Genomic DNA, 24,199 nt, shown 5'->3' with positions numbered 1-24,199 from the left:
CTGCGGTGGCGCCCCGTGTCCGCGGGGTGCCCGGACCCGAAGGAGCGACGAGCATGAGCGACGAGAAGACGACACGCACCGACGCCGGCGAGGCCACCGGAGCCGCGGCCACCGCCTCGAGCACCATGCCGCCCACGCCGCCCGCCGGCGCGGAGCCGGCCGGTCGGCCTGCGACTTCGTCGACAGCGACCGGCACGGCGACGGCCGCACCGGCCGGTCCGGGAGAGGACCGGGACAGCGGCGACCGCGAGGCCGTCGACTCGGTCGGCGGCACCTCGGGCTCGCCGATCGGAAGGGCCGCCGATGCCGCAGCCGACGCCGCGCGGACGGCGGGCGCACGGCTGAAGGAGGCCGCGGAGAACGCCGACCTCGACCGGTTCGCCGACGACGCCAAGCGCGTGACCGGCGAATGGACCGAGAGGGTCAAGGAGGAGTACCGGCGCCGCCCGGGCGTCGTGATCGCCGCAGGTGTGGGAATCGCGGTCGTGCTCGGCGCCATCGTGCGATCGATGGGCCGCCGATGAGCGACCCGCACGGCATGGGCGGCGCCGACGGCACCGAGGTCGCCGACGAGGGTGCCGGGGCGTCCGGGTCGTACGGGGACCCGGGCCGCGTCGTGCCCGACCCGAAGCAGCCCGTGACCTCGATGGACACGGCGGCCGACGGGGACGACGCGGACGAGTGAGCGCGCGGCCTGCGGCATCCGTGGATGCCGCGGGCCGCGGCCGTCGCGTGCGCCGCCCGGCCGCGCGTACGATGGCTCGACCAGGCAATGGACCGAAGGGGACGGATTCCATGACGGATGCGAAGCAGGAACCGCTCGACGACCGCGTCGAGGCCGCCATCGACGACGCGAAGGCCGCGGCCGACCGCGCCGCCGACGACGCCGCGGGCACGGTCGAGGAACTGACCGCCGCCGCCACCGAGGCGGCCGAGAAGGTCGCGACGGTGGTGTCGGACGCCGCCAGCCAGGCGAGGGCCGTGGCGGCCGACGCCCTCGACGATGCCGGCGAGTTCTTCGACGACGCGTCCGACTGGCTCGAGGAGAAGTACCGCGAGAACCCTGCGCTCGTGCTGGGCGTGGCCGCAGCGGCTGGCATCGCCCTGCTGGTCGGCGTGGGCGCGATCGCCCGGGCCGTCTTCCGCCGCTGACCGGCGGCACCGGTCGCCGGCCCGACGATCGGCCGAGCGGGCGAAGGGGTGGGATGAGCGACAGGCGACCGGCCGCGCCCGGACTGCGGCCCTGGTCGATGGTGGTCGGGCTCGGCCTGGTGAGCCTCGCCATCGACATGGTGTCGGACGGCGCCATCTCGGTCGGCGGCGCGCTGCTCGAGGAACTCGGCGCGACCGCTGCGCTCGTCGGCGCGGTCACCGGGGCCGCCACCGCCATCGCGCTCGTCCTGCGGCTCGTCACCGGGCCGTGGGCCGACCGGACCCGCGCCTACTGGGCGTTCACGATCATCGGGTACGCGATGACGGCGGTGAGCGTGCCGCTGCTCGCGCTCGCGCCGGCGGCGGGGTCGGCCTCGCTCGCCGCGGCGAGCACGCTGCTCATCGCCGAGCGGACGGGCAAGGCGGTGCGTGCGCCGGCGAAGACCGTGCTGCTCGCGGATGCCGCGGGCGCGGTCGGTCGCGGACGCGGGTTCGGGGTGCACAAGCTCCTCGACCAGATCGGCGCGCTGGCCGGCCCCCTGCTCGTCGCCGCCATCGCCGCGGCCACCGGCGCCCTCTGGCCGGCGTTCCTCGCCCTCGCGGTGCCTGCTGCCGCCGCCATGGTCCTCCTCGCGTGGCTGCGGGCGCGGGTGCCCGATCCGAGCGCGTACCGGTCGCCCGAGGCTCCGGCCGCGCCGTCCCCGCGGCCGGGGCGCGCGCAGGCCGCGCCCTCGCTCGCGGCCCGGCTCGCGGGCCTGGCCGCCGTCCCGGCGCACGTGCGGACCACGTTCCTGCTGTTCGCCTCGTTCGCCGCCCTGACCACCTTCGGGCTGCTGAGCTTCGGCATCATGTCGTACCACCTGGTCGCCGCCGACCTCGCGTCCGTCGCGACCGTCCCGCTCGTGTACGCCGCGGGCATGGCCGCCGCAGCGATCAGCGCACCCGCGACGGGATGGGTGTACGACCGCCTCGGCTCGGCCGTGCTGTTCGCCGTGCCCGTGCTGACCGCCTTCGTCCCGGCACTCGCCCTCGGCGGCTCGCTGACGCTCGTGCTCGTGGGCGTGATCGTCTGGGGGCTCGCGACCGGCGTGCAGGACTCGACGGTGAAGGCCCTCGTCGCCGACCTCGTGCCGGGCGACCAGCTCGGCTCCGCGTACGGATGGTTCGCGGTCTTCCAGGGCGTCGGCGCGCTCGCGGGCGCGACGCTCGCGGGCCTCTGGTACGACCGCCTTCCGGTGCTGGTCGCGGTGGTCGCGGCACTGCAGGTCGCGGCAGCCGTCCTGCTCGTCGCCGTGCGCCGCCGCCGACGCGACGAGCTCGCCGGGCGCTGACGACTCGGTCGGCCGCAGCCGCGGGCGGGCGACCGGCTCAGCCGAGCGCGGCGATCCGGTCGAACTCGGCCCGGATCGCGTCGGCCACGACCGCGGCGGGCACCGCCCCGGCATCCGAGTGCACGCCCACGCCGAGGCGACCGGCGTACGAGAGCGCGGAGACGCCGAGGCGCACGTTCCCCTGGATCGGGGTCAGCGGCCAGGCCCGTTCGAGCGGCGCGCCGGCGATGGCGAGCGGATGCCGCGGGCCGGGCACGTCGGTCACGAACGCCGCGATCGCGTGCTGGTGCCGGGCGAGGCGCGCGAACAGCCGGGCACCGGACCGCCGGCGGGTGAGCTCGAACGTGCCGCGCTCGCGGGCGTCGGCCTTGCCGTCGCGCGTCAGCTCGGCGATGCGCCGCATCCTCGTCGCCGCGTCCGGTTCACCGGTCGGCAGCGGCACGAGCATGACCCCCACGGCGTTGCCGGAGCGCCCCCGCCCGGGCAACGCGACCGGCACGCTCACCGGGAGGACCGCCGGCACCGGGGAACCGCGCGCCGCCAGCGCCGCCTCGGCGCCTCGGGCGACCGCGGCGAGCAGGGCGTCGTTGACCGTCGCGCCGACGCCCCGCGCCCCGGCCGCGACCGGACCCAGCTCGGCGTCGAGGAACGCGACCCCGCGGTTCGGACCGATGGGTCCGAGCAGGGGGATGTCCGGAACGGCCCGGCGGAGCATCGTGGTCGTGCGGGCGATGCCGGACGCCATCCCCCGCGCGCGAGCGACCGGCGAGCCGGCACCCGCCGGACGAGCCGCGGCGGGTCCGACGGCGTCTCCGGGTCCGGAGGGCGCCTCCGGCCCCTCGGCGAGCAGTCGTTCGACGAGCCGCACCGCACCGATGCCGTCGGCGATCGCGTGGTGCAGGCGCAGCACGACACCGACCCCGCGCGGCGCGGCCCCGGGCACGAGGAGGAGCTCCCAGAGCGGCCGGTCCGGGGCCAACGGCGTGACCATGAGCCGGGCGCACAGCGCCGCCAGGCCGCGGCGGCCGTCGACGGGCGCGACCACGCGCACGTGACGCTCGAGGTCCACGTCCACGGACTCCCAGGTCGGCGCGCCGCGCTCGACGACGACGCGCTGCGCGAGTCGCGGGGCACGGTGCAGCCGATCCGCGAAACCGGCGCGGAGCGCCGCCGCGTCGAGTGCGCCGCCGGCCCCGACGACGCCGCCCGGACCGAGCACGCCGACCATCGCGAAGGCGTTCACCTGGTCGGTCGCGTCGATCTCGACGTTCGACGCATCGGCCGGTGAGAGCCGCTCACGCGGCATCCGCTGGGCGCCCACGGCCGCAGTCTACGACCGGGGACGAGCCGCCGCCGCACGGCGCATAGAATCGAGGCATCCACATCGTCCCCACCGAACGGAGCACCGCCGTGCCCACCATCGTCGTCGACGTGATGCCCAAGGCCGAACTGCTCGACCCCCAAGGGAAGGCCGTCGCCGGCGCCCTCGCCCGCACCGGGCACGGGTCGATCTCCGGGGTTCGCGTGGGCAAGCGGTTCGAGCTCACCGTCGACGGCCCGGTCGACGACGCCGTCAAGGCCGAGATCATCGCGCTCGCCGAGAACGTGCTGTCGAACTCCGTCATCGAGGACGTCGTCGGCATCCACTACGAGCAGTCGAACGCCGAGCTCGCAGAGGAGCGGGCCGACTCCCCCGAGGCATCCGACGGCATCGGCTACGACGCCCCCGCCGGCGAGACCCACTGACCCCCGACCCGACCGGAGGCACCCGCATGCGCATCGGCGTCATCACCTTCCCCGGCTCGCTCGACGACCGCGACGCGCAGCGCGCCGTGCGGCTCGCGGGCGGCGAGCCCGTCGCGCTCTGGCACGGGTCCCACGACCTCGAGGGCGTCGACGCGCTCATCCTGCCCGGCGGGTTCAGCTACGGCGACTACCTGCGCTGCGGTGCGATCGCCTCGCTCAGCCCGATCATGACCGAGGTCGTCGACGCGGCGAACAAGGGCATGCCCGTGCTCGGCATCTGCAACGGCTTCCAGATGCTGACCGAATCGCACCTGCTCGAGGGCGGGCTCATCCGCAACGACCACGGCGCGTTCGTCTGCCGCGACCAGGTGCTGCGCGTCGAGAACGCCTCGACCGCCTGGACGGGCGACTTCGAGGCCGGCCAGGAGATCACCATCCCGCTGAAGAACGGCGAGGGCGGCTTCATCGCATCGGAGGAGACGCTCGACCGGCTCGAGGGCGAGGGGCGCGTCGCGTTCCGCTACGTCGACGTCAACCCCAACGGGTCGCTCCGCGACATCGCGGGCATCACGAACGAGCGCGGCAACGTGGTGGGCCTCATGCCGCACCCCGAGCACGCGGTCGAGCCGGGCTTCGGACCCGACACGCCCGCCGCCATGCGGTCCGGCGTCGATGGGCTCGGGTTCTTCACGAGCGTCATCCGCCGCGCCCTGGTCGAGGCGTAGGCTCCGGCCGACGCGCGGTGACGCGCCGGCCGGCCCGCCCGCGGCCGACGGCGCGGGTCAGCGTCGCTCGCCCGCGTCGTCGCCTCGGTCGGCGTCGCCGTGCGACACGGCGTCCGCCCCGGCATCGACGTCGACGACCGGGATCGCCGCAGTGAACTCGGACGCGCGCTGCTCGGCTTCCTCGCTGCCCGAGAACAGCCCGGCGCGCTCGCGCGTCGGCTGCTCGTCCGTCGAACGCGAGGGCGTCGCGGCATCCGCTCGGGCCTCGACCAGGGGTTCGTCGGGCCGTCCGCCGACCAGCACCCGCTGCGCCGGCAGCGCCGCGCGGTCCTGCTCGCGGATCCACTCGACCAGCTCCTCGCGGACCAGGCATCGCAGGTCCCAGAGCGCCGCCGAGTCGTGCGCGCTGACGAGCACCCGCACCCGCACCAGTCCGCCGGTCGCCTCGGTCACCTGCAGCACCTTCGTGCGGCCGTCGAACAGGTCGTTGCCCTCGAGCACGCGGTCGAGCTCCTCGCGCATCGCGTCGGTGGAGACGCGCCAGTCGACGTCGAGCTCGACGGAGCCGATCAGGGCGCTGCCGTACTTCGTCCAGTTCTGGAACGGCTTCGTGGTGAAGTAGGTGCAGGGCAGCACGACGGATCGCTCGTCCCAGGTCATCACCACGACGTAGGTGAGGGTGATCTCGCGGATCCGGCCCCACTCGCCCTCGACCACCACCACGTCGTCGACGCGGATCGCCTCGGAGAACGCCAGCTGGACGCCGGCGAAGACGTTCGCGAGTACCGACTGGGCCGCGAGACCGGCGACGATGGACGCGATGCCGGCCGACGCCAGCAGGCTCGCGCCGACGGCCCGGACGCCATCGAAGGTGAGCAGCGCCGCGCCGATCGCCACGAGGACGACGACCACCACCGCGAGGCGCCGGACCACCTGCAGCTGGGTGTGCACCCGGCGGGCGACCCGGTTGTCGGCGACGCCGACGTCGTACCGTCGCTCGCCGACATCGGCGAGGAACAGCAGCAACTGAGCCACGAGCCAGGCGCCCGCCGCGATCAGGGCGATCAACATGGCGTGCTCGACGCCCGGACGCCACTCGCCCTCGGGGAAGGCGGCCGCGATGGCGATCCATACGCCGACGACGAGCAGCACCGTGCGGAACGGCCATCGCAGGCGGCGGATGAGGATCGCGGCCCAGCCGCGGCGACGCGCCACGGCCCGGACGATGACGGACGCGATGGCCGAGATGACGAAGACGCCGATCGCCACGGCGACGAGCGCGATGGCGAACACGACGGCAGGCTCCCATGTGGAGATGTCGGGCATGCGGACTCCCTCCGGTCGCCCACCAGCGTAGGCTGCCGGACGGGAGGCCCGATGACCGAACGATCCAACGGGGCGCGTCGGCGCCTCTCCTCATTCAGCGAAGCGGCCGCGTCGCGGCTCTGGCCGATCCCCGCCGGCGCGCTCGTCGTGGGCGTCATCCTCGGGGTGCTGCTGCCGGAACTGGACCGAGCGGTCGACGGCCGTCTCTCGCCGACGGTGGAGGCGTGGGTCTTCTCCGGCGGAGTCGACGCGGCGCGGGCGGTGCTCACCACGATCAGCGGGTCGCTGATCACGGCGACGTCGCTCACCTTCTCCCTGACGGTGGTGGCGCTGCAGCTCGCCAGCAGCCAGGCATCGCCGAGGCTGCTGCGCCTGTTCGCCGCGGATCCGATGGTGCACTGGGCGCTCGCGTCCTTCCTCGGGACCTTCGCGTACTCGCTCGTCGTGCTCAGGACCGTCTCGGACGACGGCAGCGCGGTGGAGGTCGAGGTGCCGCGCATCTCGGTGACCGTCGCCGTCGTGCTCACGCTCGTCAGCGTGCTCGTGCTCACGCTCTTCCTCGGTCACCTGGCGAGGATCCTGCGCGTCGAGACGATGCTCCGCGACGTCAACGCGGAGGCGTCGCGCACGGTCGCGCTCATCGCGGAGCATCCGTACGAGGGCCGCGACGAGCCGGCGATCCCGCCGGCCGACCGAAGCGAGCGGGAAGTCCTGGCCGCGCGGTCGGGCTTCGTGACCGCGATCTCGCGCGACCGGCTCCTCGGCCTGGCGAAGGACCGCGACCTCGTCATCAAGGAACTCAAGGCGGTCGGGGCGAGCGTGGTGGCCGGGACCGCCGTCGCCTCGTGGTGGCCGTCGGAGGCGTCCAGCACGGTCCAGACCCGCGCGGACCTCGATGCCGTCGACCATGCGGTGCGCAGCGCCATCTCGATCGACTACGAACGCACGCCGCGACAGGACATCGGCTACGGCGTTCGCCAGATGGCCGACATCGCGACGAAGGCGCTCTCGCCCGGCGTGAACGACCCGACGACCGCGGTGCACGCGCTCGGACACCTCGCCGCGCTGCTCGCCGACCTCGCCGAGCTCCCTCCCGAGCCCGCGACCGTCGTGGACGAGGCCGGCCGCGACCGGCTCGTCCTGCAGCGCACCGATTTCGCTGCGCTCGTCGAGACGGCGCTCCAGCAGATCCGCCGCTACGGGGCGGGCGATCCCGACGTCGCGGAGCGGCTGTACGGCGTGGTCGAGGACGTCGCGGCGCGCACGACCTCCGGCGAGCGCCTCTCGGTGCTGCGCGGCCAACTCGAACGGCTCTCCGCCTCCGTCACCCGCCAGGACTACGACGAGGTCGAACGAGCGCGATTCGCCGACCTCGAGGCGCAGTCGCGGGCCGCGCTCGATCGGGCCGCCGCGCGCGTCGGCGACTGAGTTCCCGGCCCGTTCCGGGCGCGGTCATAGGCCGCGCAGAGCCTTCCGCCGCAGGGTGGGGTCGGCGGGAAGCGGCCCGCCGACCGCACAGGGAGGACAGCGGCACCATGACCGAACAGCAGGACCCCCGACCGGCGCCGGCGGACCAGACGGCACCGACGGCGCCCGCGCCATCCGCCTCACCCGACCGCACGACGGCCCGCCGGCCGTGGTACCGGCAGCTCTGGGTGCCGGTCGCCGCGGCGCTCGTGCTCATGGTGCTGGCCTTCGGCAGCGGATTCGTCGCCGGCCAGGCGGCGTCCCTCCTCGGAGTCGACACGGTCGCCGCGGCGTCCGGAGCGGACGACGACGGACCTCGCGACGGCGGCCCCGACCGGGACGGCCGACCCGGCGGCCCGATGCGCGGACTGCCCGGCCCACACGCAGACCGGCCGGGCGGCGACCACGGCGACGCTCACTCCGACGAGGACTGAAGCGGCGGGCGAACGCCGTCCGCGTCCGCCTCGCCGTCGCCCTCGCGCGTCAGCGGTACTCGGGGTTCGGGTGGTCGGGCGTCGGCACGTACCCGTAGTGCTGGCCCGAGTCCCACTCGGACCGGACGTTGCCGACGGCCGGGATGCCGCCGGCATCCTTCAGCAGCTTCGCCAGGTGCATCAGGTTGTAGCTCATGAAGGTCGTGTTGCGGTTCGTGAAGTCGTTCTCGGGGCCGCCCGACCCCTCGTCGAGGTAGCTCGGCCCGGGCCCGGCCTCGCCGATCCACCCGGCGTCGGCCGCGGGCGGGATCGTGCAGCCGATGTGCTGCAGGCTGTACAGGATGTCCATCGCGCAGTGCTTGATGCCGTCCTCGTTGCCGGTGATGATCGCGCCGCCGACCTTGCCGTAGTAGACGTACTGCCCCTTGGCGTTCTTCTCGCCGCTCATCGCGTAGAGCCGCTCGATGAGCCGCTTGGTCACCGACGAGTTGTCGCCCAGCCAGATCGGCCCGCCGACGACGATGATGTCTGCGGCCTCGATCTTGGGCCAGATCTCCTCCGGCCAGGCGTCGTACTGCCAGCCGTGCTCCCGCATGTCGGGGTAGACGCCCGTCGCCACGTCGTGGTCGACGAAGCGGATCGACTCGACCGCGACGCCGTGGTCGCGCATCAGCTTGATGCTCGAATCCATCAGGCCCTGCGTGTTGCTCGTCTCGGGTGACCGCTTGAGCGTGCAGTTGATGAAGACCGCGCTCAGGTCGCTGAAATCCGGTTCGGCTGCCATGGGGCGACGCTACTCCGCTGACGAGCGGATGCCACGGCCTTGTCAGCGAACGCACACCTGCGCGACATCCGCTCACCCGGCGTCAGTACTGCAGGACGCTGTGGATCTCGTAGCGGTCGCCGAGCGCGGCACGGCCGCCGAGCGCCTCGAGCTCGATCGCGACGGAGATGCCCGCCACCGTCCATCCCGCGCGCTCCACGAGGCGCGCAGCGGCGCCGACGGTGCCGCCGGTCGCGAGCACGTCGTCGACGATGAGCACCCGCGAGCCGGGCGGCAGCTCGCCGTGGTGCACCTCGAGCGCGGCCGTGCCGTACTCGAGGTCGTACTCCTCGCGGATGACGGCGCGCGGCAGCTTGCCCGCCTTGCGGACCGGCAAGACCCCCGCGCCGCACAGGGCCGACGCGGCGCCCGCGAGCAGGAAGCCGCGCGCCTCGACGCCCGCGAGGTCGTCGAAGCGGTCCGCGAACGGCGCCGTCAGCGCCTCGGACAGCGCGTGGAACGCGGGGCCGTCGGCGAAGACGGGCATGAGGTCGCGGAAGAGCACGCCGGGCTCGGGGAAGTCGGGGATCGTCGCGAGCTTCGACTCGACGAGCGCGCGCACCTGGTCATCGTCCACCGGCACACCCTACCCGTGCCGGCGGAGGGCGAGGACATCGTCAGCCGAACGATCGATGCGATGAGCAGGCCGACTTGGCAGGATGGTCGGGTGAGCTCCCCCGAGTCCCCCATCCTGCCGCCGCCCGCCACGACCAAGACCGTCACCTCGGTCGCCCCCGGACTGACGCCGAAGCGGCTCTTCCGGCTCCTCGCGTTCGCCGAGGCGATCACGTGGACGATCCTGATCATCGGCCTCATCATGCGCGCGGGGCTCGGGCTCGACTGGGCCGTGCTCGTCGGCGGATCGATGCACGGCTTCGTCTTCCTCGCGTACGCGTTCGTCGCACTGCTCGTCGGGGTCAACCAGCGCTGGCCGATCGGGCTCGTCGCGCTGGGCGTGCTCTTCGCGGTGGTGCCGTACGCCACCATCCCGTTCGAGCTGCGGATGCTGCGCGACGGTCGGCTCGAGGGCGGCTGGCGCCGCGAGGCCACCGATCACCCCGCCGACGGCAACCCCGTCAACCGGATGCTGCGCTGGTTCCTCGCGCGCCCGCTCCTGCTCACGATCGTGTCGGTGCTCGGCATCGCCGCGGTCTTCACGATCCTCCTCATGATCGGTCCGCCCGGCGGCCGCGACTGACCCTCTCCCACCTCTTTTCTCAGGAGCCCCGGCCCCTTTCGGCACGTTTCTCAGGATGACACGCCGCGTTCCGACGCGACCCGCCGGATAACTCCTGAGAAACGGCTTCCGGGTGCGCGTCACCTTCTCGGTTCCCGGGACATTGCCTAGATGAGGGAGGTGCACGTGGAGCACATCGGAACCACCGACGCGGAACTGCTCGGGCGGCTCGCTGACGGCGATCAACAGGCGCTCGGCCTGATCTTCGACCGCCACGCCGCCGCGGTGACCAGGTACGCGTGGGCGCTCGCCCCGACCTGGATGGACGTGGAAGAGGTCGTCCAGGACACCTTCCTCACCGCGTGGCGGAAAGCGACCACGATCACCATCGCGGAGACGTCGATGCTGCCGTGGCTGCTGGTCACCTGCCGGTATCTGGCGTTCAACGCCAACCGCAAGCAGGCCCGCAACCGGGCCGACGCCCTGCCCGACGGCGACCGCGGCCACCGTGCCGGGCTCGGCGGCGGCACCGAACGCGCCGACCAGGCCCGCGAGGAACTGCGCTGGGTCATGGACGAGATCGAACGACTCGACCCCGTCGACCGGCAGATCTGCGAGCAGTGCCTCGTCGAGGGCCGGCCCTACCAGGAGGTCGCCGACGCGCTCGGGCTCAGCGTCGGCGCCGTGAAGCAGCGCGTGTCCAGGAATCGTGCACGACTGAGGAAGGCGGTGACCGTCGATGAGAACTGAACCCCCCACCGGCGACGAGCTCACCCGCATGCTCGTCACCATGAAGCAACGCGTCCTCGACGAGGCCGCCCACGACCCCGCGCCTGCCCGCCGGGCGGCCCGCAACCGGGCCATCATCACGAGCACCGCGATCCTGCTCACCCTCGGACTCGGCGCCGGGGCGGCGATCGCCGCCGGCATGATCGGCGAGGACGAGGAGCCGACCGCCGCGCGATCCGAACCCGAGTCGGCCGTCGCTCCCGCGGCCGCTCCGGCCCCCACGCCGACGCCCTTCGGGATCGAGACCGCTCCACCCGTCGACCCGCTGAGTACGGTCACGACGATCACGCTCCGGCCCGAAGGGCTCGAACTCACCGACGGCGACGGCACACTGGTCCGCACGCTGTCGTACGAGGGCGACGGGGCGACCACCGCGGCTGTGCTCGCGGCTGTGCTCGACGAAGAGCCCGAAGTGACGGACTACGCGCCGGATGGCGACCTGCTCGCACGGGTCTACACGTGGACAGGCATCGAGGTCGCCGAACACCACGAGCCCTGGATGCACCGCGCCGGCACCAGACTCGTCGTGACCTCGCTGCTCCCAAGCATCGGAGACGGCGTATCCGTCACCACCGCGAGCGGCTTCTCGGTTGGGGACGATCTGGCCGCCTATGCTGCGGCGCATGGCATCCCGTACGACATGACGGGGCAGTCCGGGCAGGATCTCGTGGCCCTCGAGTACGGGCCGGCGCTGGGCCCGGACCGAGCGGGATACGTGGATGCCATGGCGGTGGTGGCCAACGAGGCGGGTGACACTCCGCTGGGCGCGATCGTATGGGCACCGTTCAACTTCGCCCCCGAGGACGGGACCAACTGAGCCGTCGCCGTCGCCGACACGACGAAGGGCGGGGCGGATGCCGTGGCATCCGCCCCGCCCTCGTTCGTCGGGCTAGGAGCGCCCGGTCGCTCGACCGTGACCAGGCCGACCGACACGGTGCCCGACCACGCGGACGTCGTCGTCTGCGAGTTGCGGCGCGGTCCGCCGCGGTCGGGACTGATCAGGTCCTCCCGGAAGGTTTTCTCCGGCTGGGTGTCACCTTCCCGGTTCCCGGGACACTGTCTGGGTGAGGGAGGTGCACGTGGAGCACATCGGAACCACCGACGCGGAGCTGCTCACGCGGCTGGCCGACGGCGATCAACAGGCGCTCGCGCTGATCTTCGACCGCCACGCCGCCGCGGTGACCAGGTACGCGTGGGCGCTGGCCCCGACCCGGATGGACGTCGAGGAGGTCGTGCAGGACACGTTCCTCACCGCGTGGCGGAAGGCGACCACGGTCACGATCGCCGAGACGTCGATGCTGCCGTGGCTGCTGGTCACCTGCCGGTACCTGGCGTTCAACGCCAACCGCAAGCAGGCGAAGAACCGGGCCGGCAATCTCTCCGAGTCCGACCGGGCGCACCGTGCCGGGCTCGGCGGCGGCACCGAACCCGCCGACCAGGCCCGCGAGGAACTGCGCTGGGTCATGGACGAGATCCAACGGCTCGCTCCGGTCGACCGGCGCATCTGCGAACTCTGCCTGATCGAGGGCCGGCCCTACCAGGAGGTCGCCGACGAACTCGGACTCAGCGTCGGCGCCGTCAAGCAACGCGTGTCCCGAAACCGCGCACGACTGAGGAAGGCGGTGACCGTCGATGAGAACTGAACCCCCCACCGGTGACGACCTCACCCGCATGCTCGTCACCATGAAGCAACGCGTCCTCGACGAGGCGGCCCACGACCCCGCCCCGGCCCGCCGCCGCGCCCGCAACCGCGCGATCATCACCAGCACCGCCATCCTGCTCACCCTCGGACTCGGCGCCGGCGCCGCCATCGCCGCAGGAATCATCAGCGACGACGACGACCCCATCGCACAGCCGAAGCCCACGCCGACCGCCGCGGCAGCGCCCTCGCCGACGCCGCGCCCGTTCGAGATCGAGACCGCCCCACCGGTCGATCCGCTGACCACGGTCACGGAGATCGTCGTCCGGCCCGAACGACTCGACCTGCACGACGCGGATGGCGCGCTCGTGACGAGCGTCTCGTACGACGCCGAGGCGACCGAATTCGTCGGAACCCTCGAGACCGTGTTCGGCGTCGCGCCGGAACAGAGCTGGAGCGACGGGACCATGGAGACGCCGCCGTTCACGCGGTACCGATGGGACGGATTCGTCGTGGCGGACCACGAAGAACAGTGGCTCACGGACGACGTTCCGGAGCCGAACATCTACATGAATCTGCGCATCCAGGCGACCGCGGCCATCATCGGAGACGGCGTCACTGTGCGGACCGTGGATGGCTTCGGGCCAGGCGACGACGTCGAGGCACTTGCCGCACAGCTCGACCAGGCTCCGACCCTCGGGGACCGGTACTTCTTCCCCGTGGAGACCGGCGACCCCCTTGGCGACCGCCCGTCCGGCTCCGACCTGGACAACGCCTACTCCGTGGGCGTGACCGATGTGGAGGGGTATGGCGCGTCGAGCACGATCTTCGCACCGTACAACTTCGGCGTCGGAGGCGTCTGACGCTGATCACCGGAACGACGAAGGGCGGGGCGGATGCCGCGGCATCCGCCCCGCCCTCGTACGTCGGGCTAGGCGACGAGGCTCACTCGACCGTGACCCGGTCGATCGAGACCTTGCCCTTGCCGGCGAACGTCAGGGAGTAGCCCTGCACGTCCGTCAGCGTGAGGCCGTCGTCGGGCGCACCCGCGGGCTGCTCGTCGGCCCGTTCGAACGCGTCGAACGGGATGGTCACCTGCTGCCAGCCGGTGCCGCGCACGACGGTGCTCGCCGTGAAGCGCTCCGCCGTGTCGGGCGCCTGGTAGACGCGCACGTAGTCGACCGTGAGCGACTGCGGGAACTCCAGGTCGTCGCCGAGGGCGCCGCCGAAGTTGCCGCCGATCGCGACGTTGGTCAGCAGCGAGAACGGGTGGTCGAAGACCCACTCGTTCGGCGCGACATCCGCCGGGTCGGCCTGGTGGTAGACGATGCCGTCGACCGACCAGACGATCTCCTCGGGCGTCCACTCGACCGCGAACTCGTGCCAGTCGCCGGGCACCGGTGCACCGAAGTCGTAGATGCCGCCGTACGACTGCCCGCCCGAGTAGCCGGGGCCGTGGATGGTGCCGAAGATCTCGTTCGGCAGGCGGCCGACGAACTCCATGACGTCGATCTCTCCGGTCTGCGGCCAGCCGACCTCGCGGAAGTCGGTGCCGAGCGACCACACGGCCGGCCAGATGCCGCTGCCCTCGGGCACCTGCACCCGCGACTCGATGCGACCGTACTCGAACTCCTGCTTCTGCTCGGTGATCAGGCGCGCCGAAGTGTACTCGCAGGGCCCGTACCAGCACTCCAGGTCGGTCGTGGCGGGGTCGATCTCGCGGGCCGTGATGACGAGGTTGCCGTCGCCGTCGAGCGCCGCGTTGTCGGTGCTGTCGGTGTAGTACTGCAGCTCGTCGTTGCCCCAGCCCCAGCCACCGGTCTCGTAGGTCCAGTTCTCCGGGTTCGCCGGAGCACCGGCGGGGCCGTCGAACTCGTCGCTCCACGCGAGCTCCCAGGTGTCGGGGCCGGCGTCGGGCGCCGGGTCGTCCTGGATCTCGACGGTGATCGGCGTGGCCTTCTCGGAGCCCTTCACCCAGAAGCTCAGCCCCTCGGCGTCGGACCAGTCCTGGCCGCCCGCGAACTCGCGGCCGAGCGTCGACTCGCCCCGGTAGGCGAAGTCGGCGACGGTCTCGTACGCGTCCTGGCCCTCGTAGCCCGCGCCCGAGTCGGCCGCGATCTCACGGGTGGTGAGCGCCGACTTGCCGGTCGTGTCGAAGAGCCACGGCGTCGACTCGAAGTCGTCGACCAGCGACGCGTCCTTCTCGTCGTCGTCCTGGATGCTCACCGTGGCGGTGCGCACGAAGCCGAACTCGGCGCCGACCGGGTCGGACAGGCGCACGACGAAGGTCTCGTCGACCTCGTACTTGCCGTCCTGCAGCGTCGGCAGCTCGATGGTGGCCTCGCGCTCGCCCGCCGGGATCGTGACGGTGCCGCTGACCGGCGTGAAGTCGCGGTCGGGGGTGGCCGAGAGGTCCTCGGTCGCGGTGCGCGCCTCGGTCGCGAACGACTCGTAGTCGACCGTGACGTCCTCCTCGGCGACGCGGTTCAGGCGGATGACGCCCGTGAGCGTGTCACCCTCGGTCACCTCGTACCCGGCACGGTCGAAGCCGACCGACAGGGCGGGCGGCTCGGCCTCGCCGTAGAGCAGCACGTCGTCGTAGAGGAACGTCTGCGGCGCCGAGGTGCGCAGCGAACCGAACGCGTAGCCGTGCATCTCGGTGAGGGTCAGTCCGTCGTTCGGCGCGTTGTTGCCGATGTTCTTGCGCGAGAAGTCCGCGAAGTCGAACGTGAGGAACTTCCAGCCGCGCCAGTCGTCCTTGTACGAGACCACGAAGCGCTCGGCGTCGTCGACCGTCGAGCCGGGGTTCCGGTTGTCGAGGAGGTCGAGGAAGAGGTCGGTGCCGGAGCCGTTGCCGTACTGCCAGAAGCCGATGCCCTCGTAGGTCGACCAGTCCTGCGTGGTCCACGCGTCGGCCGCCTCGTTGGTGAAGTTGCGCACGACGACGCCGAAGCTCGTCACGCTGAAGTCGGCCTGCAGCACGTCGTTGCCCTCAGCCGACCCGGGCACCGCGGCGGGCGGCGCGTCGGTGCGCTCGAAGGACACCGAGCTGTTCGGGTCCTGGGCGGCGAACCAGCCGACGGGGATGCCGCCGTCGTCGCCCTGCACGAGCGGGGTCTCGTGGTCGTCGACGATCAGGGTGCGACCGTCCGGCGGGCCGACGACCTCGCCGTCGTCGTCGAGGATCGTGACGGTCATGCTCTTGGGCGAGCCGAGGTCCGCGCCGTTCGCATCGGCGAGGGTGAGCGTCAGCGTCTCGGTCGGCTCCTCGACGTCGTCGGCGACGGTCTCGAGGTCGACCGTCTTCGTGGTCTCGCCTGCGGCGAACTCGACGGTGGTGCTCGGGTCGACGTAGTCGTCGCCGGCCACGGCGGTGGCATCCGCTGCCTGGAGGGAGACGGTCACCGGCGTCTGCAGCGCGCGGTCGAGCCGCACCTCGATCGAGCGCGTGTCGCCCTCGATGAGGCTCGCGGACGAGGCGGCGAAGGAGACCGTCGGGGCGACCTCGACGCCGGAGTAGACGGCGATGTCGTCGACGAGCACCGTGTTGGCCCCGTTGACGGCAGGGAGCGCGTAGCCCCAGACCTCGGTCAGGCCGAGACCGTCGTTCGGGGCTCCGCCGGGGTTGTAGTCGGTGGCGCGGCTGAACGACGACCACGGGAGCAGCACCTGGCGCCATCCGGCGGTGTCGTCGACGATCACCGTGTCGAAGCGCTCTGACGCGTCGGCGTTGGCCCCGTTGTCGAAGATCTCGAACTGGAGGGCGGTGCCGTTGCCCGACCCGCGCATCCAGAAGCTCACGCCGTCGTACGCGCTGATGTCGCGCGTCGCGGCGAAGGTCTCGCCGACGCCGCCGAAGGACCCGGACGCGGTCACGTCCCAGCCGTACGAGAGGACCTTGGTCGACCCCTGCTGCTGCGGCCTCGCGTCGGCGCTGCCCTCGGCGACGTCGACGATGCCGAAGCCGGCCGCGCCGTAGCTGAAGAAGCCCGAGGGGGCACCGGCTTCGAAGTCGGTGATGATCGTGGTGGTGCCTTCGGCCGCGGCCGACGCGGTCGCGCCGAGCGGGACCAGGAGTGCTGCGGCCACGATGGCGACCCCGCCGCCTCGTGAGAGCGCTCTCATTCTCGCCTGCATGTCTGCTCCGTCACAGTTCGGGCGGCCCTCGTTGGCCGCTCCCGGGACATGATGACACGTGTCACCTGAATCCTCAACGGGTGATGTCGAGTCGTTACCCGACCGTGGCCCGCGCGATCGAGCGATCGACACACGACCGCGCCGTGGGCCCGCGAGAATGGACGCATGCCGATCCTCGACAAGGACATGCAGGTCTGCATCTCGCTCTCCGGGCGCCCGTCGAACCTGGGCACGCGGTTCCACAACTTCCTCTACGACGAGCTCGGGCTGAACTTCCTCTACAAGGCGTTCACCACCGACGACCTCGAGGGTGCGATCCGGGGGATGCGGGCCCTGGGCTTCCGCGGCTGCTCGGTGTCGATGCCGTTCAAGGAGGACGTGATCCCGCTCGTGGACGCGATGGAGGACTCCGCCGCGGCCATCGAGTCGGTCAACACCATCGTGAACGACGGCGGCCGGCTCACGGCATCCAATACCGACTACGAGGCGGTCGCGCAGCTGATCGCCGAGCACGGGCTCGACCCGGCGGCGCGCGTGATCGTGCGCGGATCCGGCGGGATGGCGAAAGCGGTGGTCGCGGCGTTCCGGGGCGCCGGGTTCGACGACCTGACGGTGCTCGCCCGCAACGCCGAGGCCGGGCCGGCGCTCGCCGCGAAGTACGGCTACGCCTGGACGCCCGACGAGCCCGAGCCATCCTTCGACGTCGTCGTGAACGTCACGCCGCTCGGCATGCACGGAGCGGATGCCGCCGCGCTGGCCTTCGCCGAGCCGTTCATCGAGCGCGCCTCGACGGTCTTCGACGTGGTGGCGTTCCCCGCCGAGACGCCGCTCATCGCGGCCGCGCGCGCCGCGGGCACGCCCGTCATCACCGGAGCCGAGGTCGTCGCGCTGCAGGCCGCGCGCCAGTTCGAGCGGTACACGGGCGTCGCCCTGACCCGCGACCAGGTCGAGCGCGCCGCCGCGTTCTCCCGCGCCGAGTGACGCCCGCCTCGCGGCATCCGTCACCCATCGCGTTTCTCAGGAGCGCGGCGCCGAAATCGCACGTTTCTCAGGACGACATGCCGCCTCCCGACGCGACCCGCCGGATAACTCCTGAGAAGAGCCGGCGATGACCCCCGCGCTGCTCAGGTGAGCACGGCCGGTAGACTCGCAGGGTCCGGCATCCGCCCCGCGGCATCCGCTCGCCGCCACCTCCTGGAGCTCGCCACCCGTGACCACTGAGACCTCGCCCAACGCCGCCAGCACGACCGCGGAGCCCGGCGACCCGGCCGCGGCCGAGATCATCGAGGCGCCGCGCACGGCGCAGCTCGACACCGTCGAGGTCGCGAAGGCGACCCCCGAGAAGGAGCAGCCGTACGCAGCGCTCGGCGTGAAGCCCGACGAGTACGAGCGCATCCGCAACATCCTCGGCCGGCGCCCCACGAGCGCCGAGCTCGCCATGTACTCCGTGATGTGGAGCGAGCACGCGTCGTACAAGTCGAGCAAGGTGCACCTGCGCCAGTTCGGCAAGAAGGTCACGCCCGAGATGAAGCAGCACCTGATGGTGGGCATCGGCGAGAACGCGGGCGTGCTCGACATCGGCGAGGGCTGGGCGGTCACCTTCAAGATCGAGTCGCACAACCACCCGAGCTTCATCGAGCCGTTCCAGGGCGCGGCGACCGGCGTCGGCGGCATCGTCCGCGACATCATCTCGATGGGCGCGCGCCCGGTCGCGGTCATGGATGCGCTCCGATTCGGCGCGATCGACGACCCCGACACCGCGCGCGTCGTGCACGGCGTCGTGTCGGGCATCAGCTTCTACGGCAACTGCCTCGGCCTGCCGAACATCGGCGGCGAGACCTGGTTCGACCCGGTGTACCAGAAGAACCCGCTCGTCAACGCGCTCGCGGTGGGCGTGCTCCGCCACGAGGACCTGCACCTCGCGAACGCGAAGGGCGTCGGCAACAAGGTCGTGCTGTTCGGCGCTCGCACGGGCGGCGACGGCATCGGCGGCACGTCGATCCTCGCGTCCGACACGTTCGCCGAGGGCGGCCCGACCAAGCGCCCGGCGGTGCAGGTGGGCGACCCGTTCGCCGAGAAGGTGCTCATCGAGTGCTGCCTCGAGCTGTTCCAGGGCGACCTCGTCGAGGGCATCCAGGACCTCGGCGCGGCCGGCATCTCGTGCGCCACCAGCGAGCTCGCGGCCAACGGCGACGGCGGCATGTCGATCGTGCTCGACGACGTGCTTCTGCGCGACCCGTCGCTCACGCCCGAGGAGATCCTCATGAGCGAGAGCCAGGAGCGCATGATGGCGATCGTGCGCCCGGAGAAGCTCGCCGGCTTCATGGAGGTCGTCGGCAAGTGGGACGTCGAGACGAGCGTGCTCGGCGAGGTCACCGACACCGGCCGACTCAGCATCACGTGGCGCGGCGAGGAGATCGTGAACGTCGACCCGCGCACCGTCGCCGTCGACGGCCCGGTGTACGAGCGCCCGATGACGTACCCCTCGTACCTCGACGCGCTCCGCGCCGACTCCGCGGCCGCCCTGCCCCGGCCCGCCGACGACGCCGGCGACGAGCTGCGCGCGCAGTTCCTGCAGCTCGTGGGCTCGGCCAACCAGGCGGATGCCGCGTGGATCACCAACCAGTACGACCGCTACGTGCTCGGCAACACCGCCCTCGCGTCCCCCGACGACGCGGGCATGATCCGCGTCGACGAGGAGTCGGGCCTCGGCGTCGCCGTCGCGACCGACGCCAACGGCCGATACTGCCAGCTCGACCCGCGCCGCGGCGCGCAGCTGGCGCTCGCCGAGGCCTACCGCAACGTCGCCGTCACCGGCGCGACGCCGATGGGCATCTCCGACTGCCTCAACTTCGGCTCCCCCGAGAACCCCGAGGTCATGTGGCAGTTCGCCGAGGCGGTCACGGGCCTCGCCGACGGATGCCTCGAGCTCGGCATCCCGGTCACGGGCGGCAACGTCAGCTTCTACAACCAGACCGGCGACGTGCCGATCCACCCGACCCCGGTGGTCGCCGTGCTCGGCGTGATCGACGACGTCGCGCGCCGCGTCCCGTCGGGCTGGCAGGACGACGGCCACAACATCTACCTGCTCGGCGAGACCTACGCCGAGCTCGACGGCTCCGCGTGGGCGGGCGTCGTGCACGACCACCTCGGCGGCGTGCCGCCCGTGGTCGACCTGGCCCGCGAGAAGCAGCTCGGCGAGCTGCTCGCCGCGGCGGCGCTCGAGGGCCTGGTCGACTCGGCGCACGACCTCAGCGACGGCGGCCTCGCGATCGCCCTGGCCGAGGCCGTGTCGCGCTTCGGCGTGGGCGCCCGCGTGGTGCTGAACGAGGTCGTCGAGGACGCGGGCATCGACCTCGCCACGGCGCTCTTCTCCGAGTCGGCGTCGCGCGTGATCGTCACGGTGCCGCGCGAGGACGACGTGCGCTTCCGCGGCCTGTGCGAGGGGCGCGGCGTCCCCGTGCGCCGCATCGGCGTGACGGATGCCGCGTCGGGCTCGCTCGAGGTGCAGGGCGCCTTCACGGTGCCGGTCGACGAGCTCCGCTCGGTCAACCGCGCACCGCTCGCCGACGCGTTCGGCCCCGTCCTCGGCCAGTGATGCGTCGCCCGTCCGCGGGATGCGCTCCGGCGCCCGGCAGGGTCGCCGCATGAGTCCTGAGGATCGGCAGACCTACCCGGCCGAGTACGCCGCCGCGCACGGCACGTTCGCGCTCATCCCGGCGGCCTATGTCTTCCTCGTCGACGGAGACCGCGTGCTGCTGCAGCTGCGCGACGGCACGGGGTACTACGACGGCTGGTGGGCGGCATCCGCCGCCGGTCACGTCGACGCGGGCGAGACCATCACCGCCGGCGCCGTCCGCGAGACGCGCGAGGAGATCGGGGTCGAGGTCGCCGAGCCCGACCTCGAGGTCATCACCGCCATGCACCGCACGGCACCTACCGGGCTTCCGATCGACCAGCGCCTCGACGTGTTCTTCACGACGCGATCGTGGCGCGGATCGCCGTCGCGGCAGGAGGCCGACATGGCGAGCGCGCTCGAGTGGTTCCCGCTCGACGCCCTGCCCGAGCGGATGGTGCACCACGAGCGGTACGCGCTCGAAGGATGGCGCGACGGCGGGCTCCCGCCGATCACGGCCTTCGGCTTCTGACTCGAGCACGCTCCGAAGGCCTCGGCCGGATGACGCGGCGCGTCGCCCCGTGACCGCTCGTGTCGCCCCGTGACCGCTCGTGTCGCCGCGTGACCGACGGTGACGACGCGGACGACGCACCTGCCGGCGGCGGAGCTAGCCTCGCCGCCATGACGATCATCGACCAGACCCCCCGAGCCACCCGGACCGACGCCGCAGACCGCGCCGCACGCCTCGACGCCGCCGGCGCCGCGTGGAACGAGCGCATCGCCGCCGACGCGTCGACGGCGCGCCTGACCTACCGCGTGAACGGTCGCGGCACGGGCGCCGTCGCGAGCGAGATCACGGCCGGCCGCCACCGCTTCACCGTCGACGAGCCGGCGGCGCTGGCCGGCGACGACGTGGCGGCGAGCCCCGTGGAGTACGCCCTGGGCGCGCTCATCTCGTGCCAGATCGTGGTCTACCGCCTCTACGCGAACGCGCTCGGCATCGCGGTGGACGACATCGAGATCACCGCGGAGGGCGATCTCGACGCCCGTCGCCTGTTCGGCATCGACGACACGGTCCGCCCCGGCTTCGACGCCGTGCGGCTGGACGTGCGCCTGACCGGCCCCGAGTCGCGCGAGCGGTACGAGGAGCTGCGCCGCACGGTCGACGACCGCTGCCCGGTGCTCGACCTCTTCGCCAACCCGGTCCCCACCAGCGTGCGGCTGGGCTGAGCCGGCGTCAGGCCCCCTGCGGCGGATGGGCGAGCAAGTCGGCGCGTTCGGCGAGGTAGCGCCCGAGCGGGATCACCGCGTCGGCCCGAGCCGGGTCCCAGCGCACGGCGACCTCTGCGGAACCGTCGGCGGCCGTCGCGAGGACCAACGGCGTGGTGCCGGATGCCGCGGCATCCGCCAGCGCACCGGGCTCGAGCTCGAGCGGCCGGGCGTCGAAGACGACCGTGGTCCCCTCGGCGATGCCGCCCTTGACGGCAGCCGCACGGTAGGCGCGCTGCTCGGCGACCGACTGGGCGATCACGCTCCTCCGCACGGGGCGCTCGGCGCGCACGACGCGGCCCGTCGCGTACAGCCGGCCCTCCGCGTCGAGGAGCAGCACCCCGAGTCGCCAGACGCGGCCGACCACCGCCATCCGCGCCGCACGGGGCAGGCCCATGACGCGGCGCTCCGGCACGTACTCGGCGAGCGTCTCGGTGCGAGCGGATGCCGCGGCGAGCTCGCGCACGGCCCGGTCGACGGCGTCGCGCGCGCGTGCCACCGCCGCCTCCGCCGCGGCATCCGTTGCAGCCATGCCTCGAGCCTACGAGCCCGGCGGCCGCCGAACGCTCAGCGCGTGCGCTCGATGAGGGCGAGCAGCGCCATGCCATAGGCCTCGGCCGGGTCGGGGTGCTCGAACCGGCGCGGCTGCCCGTCGAGCTCGATCTCGACCTCGAAGGCGTCGGCCAGGCGTCGCAGGACCCGGAACGTCGCGCGGAGCAACTCGCGCAACTGGTCCTCGCGGGGCAGCCACACGGCGTCGGCGAGCGCGACCGAGTCGAGCGCCCACTCGGTGGTGCCGTTGAACGCGAGGATCGTGCCCGTCGAGTAGCGACGGGTCTCGATCGTCATCTCGCTCACCGTGAAGGTGTCGGCCTCGACGTCGGCCTCGACGTTGCTCGGCAGGTCGAGCTGGAAGCGGTCGCCCGACTCGGGGTGCCACACGAGGCCCGCATCGCGCAGCCGGAGGGCGAGTTCGCGCGTGATCATCGCGGCGCCCCCGGCTCGGAAGGCCGCTCGCGCCGGTCGCGGCGGATCCGGGCGGGCCCCGCGGCGGCGCCGAACCCGATGAGCAGGATGCCGGCGAACACGAAGCCCCAGCGGGTGGTCGCGAACGCCGCGAGCACCAGCACGATCCCGGCCACGACGAGCACCCGCGCCACCGCCAGACGCGTACGCGGCGTGGCCCACCACCGGCCGAGCGCGCTCCGGATCACCGTCCCGCACCTCCGACGGCGAGCCGGGTGCCGGTGGCCTCCTCGGCGAAGTCCCACACGCGGGCGCCGATCCTCGGATCGCGCGTCGTGCGCGTGGGCGTGCCGAGCGCCGGCGGACCCTTGACCTCGTAGCGCGGCCCCCAGTACTGCCCGCCCTCGACGTCGTCGGCGGCGGCCGCGTGCACGATGACGTCGGCACCGCGGTGCTTGCCCTGCGCGATCGGCGCCTGCAGCGCATCGGCGAACCGGTCGAGGCGCGGCGGCTCGTTGACGCCCCGCACGCGCGGGGTCCGCCCCGAGATGGAGTAGCCGGGGTGGGCGAGGATGCTGTGCAGTCGCGGCGTGACCGACGCGGCGCCGACCTCCTCCGCGGCATCCGTCGCCGCACGCCGCAGGCGCCGGTCGAGTTCGAACGCGAGGGAGGCCGAGGCGATCTTCGACTGCGCGTAGGCCCGCCAGGGGTCGTACGAGCGGCGGAGCTGCAGGTCGTCGGTCCGGAACGTCGACAGGCGCGTCGAGATCGAGCCGATGGTGATGATCCGCGCGGCCGGCGCGAGGTGCGGCACCGTCCCGGCGAGCAGCGCGAAGTGCCCGAGGACGTTCGTCGCGAGCACGAGCTCGTGCCCGTCGACGCTCTCCATGCGGGTGGAGGGCGTGTGGACCATGCCCGCGTTCAGCACGACGACGTCGAGCGGCGCCCGGTCGAGCAGGTGGTCGACCGCGGCCGAGACGGAGTCGAGCGACGAGACGTCGATGACGAGGACCTCGACGGATGCCGCGGGCACCCGCGCGCGGATCGCGGCGACCGCAGCGGCGAGCCGCTCCGGCCGACGACCGGACAGCACGACGTGGGCGCCCGCGCGGGCGAGGCGTGCCGACGTGAAGAACCCGAGGCCCGCGTTGGCGCCCGTGACGAGCACGGTGCGGCCCGCCTGCGACGGCACCGGCGTCGGGTACCAGCTCACAGCTCGTCCGACCCCCCGCTGCCGGCGAGCTCCTCGTGGTGCTGGATCACCTCGGCGACGACGAAGTTGAACCACTTCTCGGCGAACGCGGGGTCGAGGTGGGCGTCCTCGGCGAGCGCGCGGAGCCGCGCGATCTGCCGCTTCTCGCGGTCGGGGTCGCTGGGGGGCAGCCCGTGCCTGGCCTTCAGCCGGCCGACCTGCTGGGTGAACTTGAAGCGCTCGGCGAGCAGGTGGATGAGGGCCGCGTCGATGTTGTCGATGCTCGAGCGGATGCCGAGCAGTTCGCTCATCGCGGCGTCGCGTTCGTCGACGGCGCCGCCGACCCCCGGCACCTGGGGTGCGGGGGCGGTGGCGGAGTCGGGGGTCTCGGCGTTCATGATTCGACCCTA

Annotated in this window: 27 protein-coding genes; 17 read left to right on the top strand and 10 right to left on the bottom strand. The window is 72.7% G+C overall.

Features of this window, described 5'->3' with window-relative positions:
- Positions 1-53 precede the first annotated feature (53 nt).
- From ACUY4T_RS07240 to ACUY4T_RS07225, 4 genes are all read left to right on the top strand, one after another.
- Positions 54-524, top strand: a complete 471-nt coding sequence (locus tag ACUY4T_RS07240) for a hypothetical protein (RefSeq protein ID WP_446018251.1) — start codon at positions 54-56, stop codon at positions 522-524.
- Positions 521-685 (top strand): hypothetical protein, encoded by a 165-nt coding sequence (locus ACUY4T_RS07235; RefSeq protein ID WP_446018250.1) that lies wholly within the window; start codon positions 521-523, stop codon positions 683-685. Before ACUY4T_RS07240 ends, ACUY4T_RS07235 begins: the two co-directional genes overlap by 4 nt.
- 110 nt (positions 686-795) lie before the next feature.
- Positions 796-1,152 carry a hypothetical protein gene (locus ACUY4T_RS07230; protein WP_446018249.1) on the top strand — a complete coding sequence of 119 codons (357 nt, stop codon included), beginning with the start codon at positions 796-798 and terminating at the stop codon, positions 1,150-1,152.
- Between the two features lie 53 nt (positions 1,153-1,205).
- Positions 1,206-2,483, top strand: a complete 1,278-nt coding sequence (locus tag ACUY4T_RS07225) for an MFS transporter (RefSeq protein WP_446018248.1) — start codon at positions 1,206-1,208, stop codon at positions 2,481-2,483.
- Positions 2,484-2,520: 37 nt separating this feature from the next.
- On the opposite strand, the gene ACUY4T_RS07220 is transcribed toward ACUY4T_RS07225, so the two are convergent.
- Positions 2,521-3,804 (bottom strand): wax ester/triacylglycerol synthase domain-containing protein, encoded by a 1,284-nt coding sequence (locus ACUY4T_RS07220; RefSeq protein ID WP_446018247.1) that lies wholly within the window; start codon positions 3,802-3,804, stop codon positions 2,521-2,523.
- Positions 3,805-3,893: 89 nt separating this feature from the next.
- On the opposite strand from ACUY4T_RS07220, the gene purS reads away from it, so the two are divergent.
- Complete coding sequence (purS, locus tag ACUY4T_RS07215) at positions 3,894-4,229, top strand: phosphoribosylformylglycinamidine synthase subunit PurS (RefSeq protein ID WP_446018246.1); 336 nt, start codon at positions 3,894-3,896, stop codon at positions 4,227-4,229.
- A gap of 26 nt (positions 4,230-4,255) precedes the next feature.
- Positions 4,256-4,954, top strand: coding sequence for a phosphoribosylformylglycinamidine synthase subunit PurQ (gene purQ / locus ACUY4T_RS07210; RefSeq protein ID WP_446018245.1), 699 nt, complete (start codon positions 4,256-4,258; stop codon positions 4,952-4,954).
- Between the two features lie 57 nt (positions 4,955-5,011).
- Here the strand turns inward: purQ and ACUY4T_RS07205 are convergent, their stop codons facing one another.
- On the bottom strand, positions 5,012-6,280 hold the full coding sequence (locus ACUY4T_RS07205; RefSeq protein ID WP_446018244.1) for a mechanosensitive ion channel family protein: 1,269 nt from the start codon (positions 6,278-6,280) through the stop codon (positions 5,012-5,014).
- 51 nt (positions 6,281-6,331) lie between these two features.
- On the opposite strand from ACUY4T_RS07205, the gene ACUY4T_RS07200 reads away from it, so the two are divergent.
- Positions 6,332-7,708: a DUF2254 domain-containing protein gene (locus ACUY4T_RS07200; protein ID WP_446018243.1), complete on the top strand. Its 1,377-nt coding sequence runs from the start codon at positions 6,332-6,334 to the stop codon at positions 7,706-7,708.
- Between the two features lie 107 nt (positions 7,709-7,815).
- The gene (locus tag ACUY4T_RS07195; RefSeq protein WP_446018242.1) at positions 7,816-8,181 is read left to right on the top strand and encodes a hypothetical protein; all 366 of its coding nucleotides are present in this window, start codon (positions 7,816-7,818) and stop codon (positions 8,179-8,181) included.
- A 49-nt stretch (positions 8,182-8,230) separates the two neighbouring features.
- On the opposite strand, the gene ACUY4T_RS07190 is transcribed toward ACUY4T_RS07195, so the two are convergent.
- Complete coding sequence (locus ACUY4T_RS07190) at positions 8,231-8,965, bottom strand: flavodoxin family protein (RefSeq protein WP_446018241.1); 735 nt, start codon at positions 8,963-8,965, stop codon at positions 8,231-8,233.
- An 82-nt stretch (positions 8,966-9,047) separates the two neighbouring features.
- A complete protein-coding gene (locus ACUY4T_RS07185; RefSeq protein ID WP_446018240.1) occupies positions 9,048-9,587 on the bottom strand; it encodes an adenine phosphoribosyltransferase in 540 nt (179 codons plus the stop codon).
- An 84-nt stretch (positions 9,588-9,671) separates the two neighbouring features.
- Here ACUY4T_RS07185 and ACUY4T_RS07180 point away from each other — a divergent pair, with 84 nt between their 5' ends.
- The 5 genes from ACUY4T_RS07180 to ACUY4T_RS07160 all read left to right on the top strand — a co-directional run bounded on the left by ACUY4T_RS07180 (position 9,672) and on the right by ACUY4T_RS07160 (position 13,472).
- Positions 9,672-10,202 (top strand): DUF3817 domain-containing protein, encoded by a 531-nt coding sequence (locus tag ACUY4T_RS07180; protein WP_446018239.1) that lies wholly within the window; start codon positions 9,672-9,674, stop codon positions 10,200-10,202.
- A 150-nt stretch (positions 10,203-10,352) separates the two neighbouring features.
- On the top strand, positions 10,353-10,931 hold the full coding sequence (locus tag ACUY4T_RS07175) for an RNA polymerase sigma factor (protein ID WP_446018238.1): 579 nt from the start codon (positions 10,353-10,355) through the stop codon (positions 10,929-10,931).
- Complete coding sequence (locus tag ACUY4T_RS07170; protein ID WP_446018237.1) at positions 10,921-11,787, top strand: hypothetical protein; 867 nt, start codon at positions 10,921-10,923, stop codon at positions 11,785-11,787. The genes ACUY4T_RS07175 and ACUY4T_RS07170 overlap by 11 nt, the downstream gene beginning before the upstream one ends.
- Before the next feature lie 247 nt (positions 11,788-12,034).
- Positions 12,035-12,613, top strand: coding sequence for an RNA polymerase sigma factor (locus tag ACUY4T_RS07165; RefSeq protein ID WP_446018236.1), 579 nt, complete (start codon positions 12,035-12,037; stop codon positions 12,611-12,613).
- Positions 12,603-13,472 carry a hypothetical protein gene (locus tag ACUY4T_RS07160; protein ID WP_446018235.1) on the top strand — a complete coding sequence of 290 codons (870 nt, stop codon included), beginning with the start codon at positions 12,603-12,605 and terminating at the stop codon, positions 13,470-13,472. The genes ACUY4T_RS07165 and ACUY4T_RS07160 overlap by 11 nt, the downstream gene beginning before the upstream one ends.
- Positions 13,473-13,554: 82 nt before the next feature.
- Here ACUY4T_RS07160 and ACUY4T_RS07155 read toward each other — a convergent pair whose 3' ends face one another.
- Positions 13,555-16,698, bottom strand: a complete 3,144-nt coding sequence (locus ACUY4T_RS07155; protein WP_446018234.1) for a carbohydrate binding domain-containing protein — start codon at positions 16,696-16,698, stop codon at positions 13,555-13,557.
- Between the two features lie 213 nt (positions 16,699-16,911).
- Between ACUY4T_RS07155 and ACUY4T_RS07150 the strand changes: the two genes are divergently transcribed.
- The 4 genes from ACUY4T_RS07150 (at position 16,912) to ACUY4T_RS07135 (ending at position 21,592) form a co-directional block, all read left to right on the top strand.
- Entirely contained in the window at positions 16,912-17,727 is an 816-nt protein-coding gene (locus ACUY4T_RS07150) for a shikimate 5-dehydrogenase (protein WP_446018233.1), read from the top strand.
- Between the two features lie 298 nt (positions 17,728-18,025).
- Complete coding sequence (purL, locus tag ACUY4T_RS07145) at positions 18,026-20,344, top strand: phosphoribosylformylglycinamidine synthase subunit PurL (protein WP_446018415.1); 2,319 nt, start codon at positions 18,026-18,028, stop codon at positions 20,342-20,344.
- Positions 20,345-20,393: 49 nt separating this feature from the next.
- Positions 20,394-20,894 carry an NUDIX hydrolase gene (locus ACUY4T_RS07140; RefSeq protein WP_446018232.1) on the top strand — a complete coding sequence of 167 codons (501 nt, stop codon included), beginning with the start codon at positions 20,394-20,396 and terminating at the stop codon, positions 20,892-20,894.
- A gap of 149 nt (positions 20,895-21,043) precedes the next feature.
- Positions 21,044-21,592 (top strand): OsmC family protein, encoded by a 549-nt coding sequence (locus tag ACUY4T_RS07135; RefSeq protein ID WP_446018231.1) that lies wholly within the window; start codon positions 21,044-21,046, stop codon positions 21,590-21,592.
- A gap of 7 nt (positions 21,593-21,599) precedes the next feature.
- On the opposite strand, the gene ACUY4T_RS07130 is transcribed toward ACUY4T_RS07135, so the two are convergent.
- Genes ACUY4T_RS07130 through ACUY4T_RS07110 form a run of 5 tightly spaced genes read right to left on the bottom strand, consistent with a single transcriptional unit; the run spans position 21,600 to position 24,187 of the window.
- Entirely contained in the window at positions 21,600-22,163 is a 564-nt protein-coding gene (locus tag ACUY4T_RS07130; RefSeq protein ID WP_446018230.1) for a hypothetical protein, read from the bottom strand.
- 35 nt (positions 22,164-22,198) lie between these two features.
- Positions 22,199-22,618 (bottom strand): pilus assembly protein CpaE, encoded by a 420-nt coding sequence (locus ACUY4T_RS07125; protein ID WP_446018229.1) that lies wholly within the window; start codon positions 22,616-22,618, stop codon positions 22,199-22,201.
- A complete protein-coding gene (locus tag ACUY4T_RS07120; RefSeq protein ID WP_446018228.1) occupies positions 22,615-22,845 on the bottom strand; it encodes a hypothetical protein in 231 nt (76 codons plus the stop codon). The genes ACUY4T_RS07125 and ACUY4T_RS07120 overlap by 4 nt, the downstream gene beginning before the upstream one ends.
- Positions 22,842-23,810: an SDR family NAD(P)-dependent oxidoreductase gene (locus ACUY4T_RS07115; RefSeq protein WP_446018227.1), complete on the bottom strand. Its 969-nt coding sequence runs from the start codon at positions 23,808-23,810 to the stop codon at positions 22,842-22,844. Before ACUY4T_RS07115 ends, ACUY4T_RS07120 begins: the two co-directional genes overlap by 4 nt.
- Positions 23,807-24,187 carry a chorismate mutase gene (locus ACUY4T_RS07110; protein WP_446018226.1) on the bottom strand — a complete coding sequence of 127 codons (381 nt, stop codon included), beginning with the start codon at positions 24,185-24,187 and terminating at the stop codon, positions 23,807-23,809. The genes ACUY4T_RS07115 and ACUY4T_RS07110 overlap by 4 nt, the downstream gene beginning before the upstream one ends.
- Positions 24,188-24,199 lie beyond the last annotated feature (12 nt).

The organism is Agromyces arachidis (genome assembly GCF_052805135.1).
Note: the sequence above shows the minus strand (reverse complement) of the source record. Positions and strands in the feature narration are given on the sequence as shown.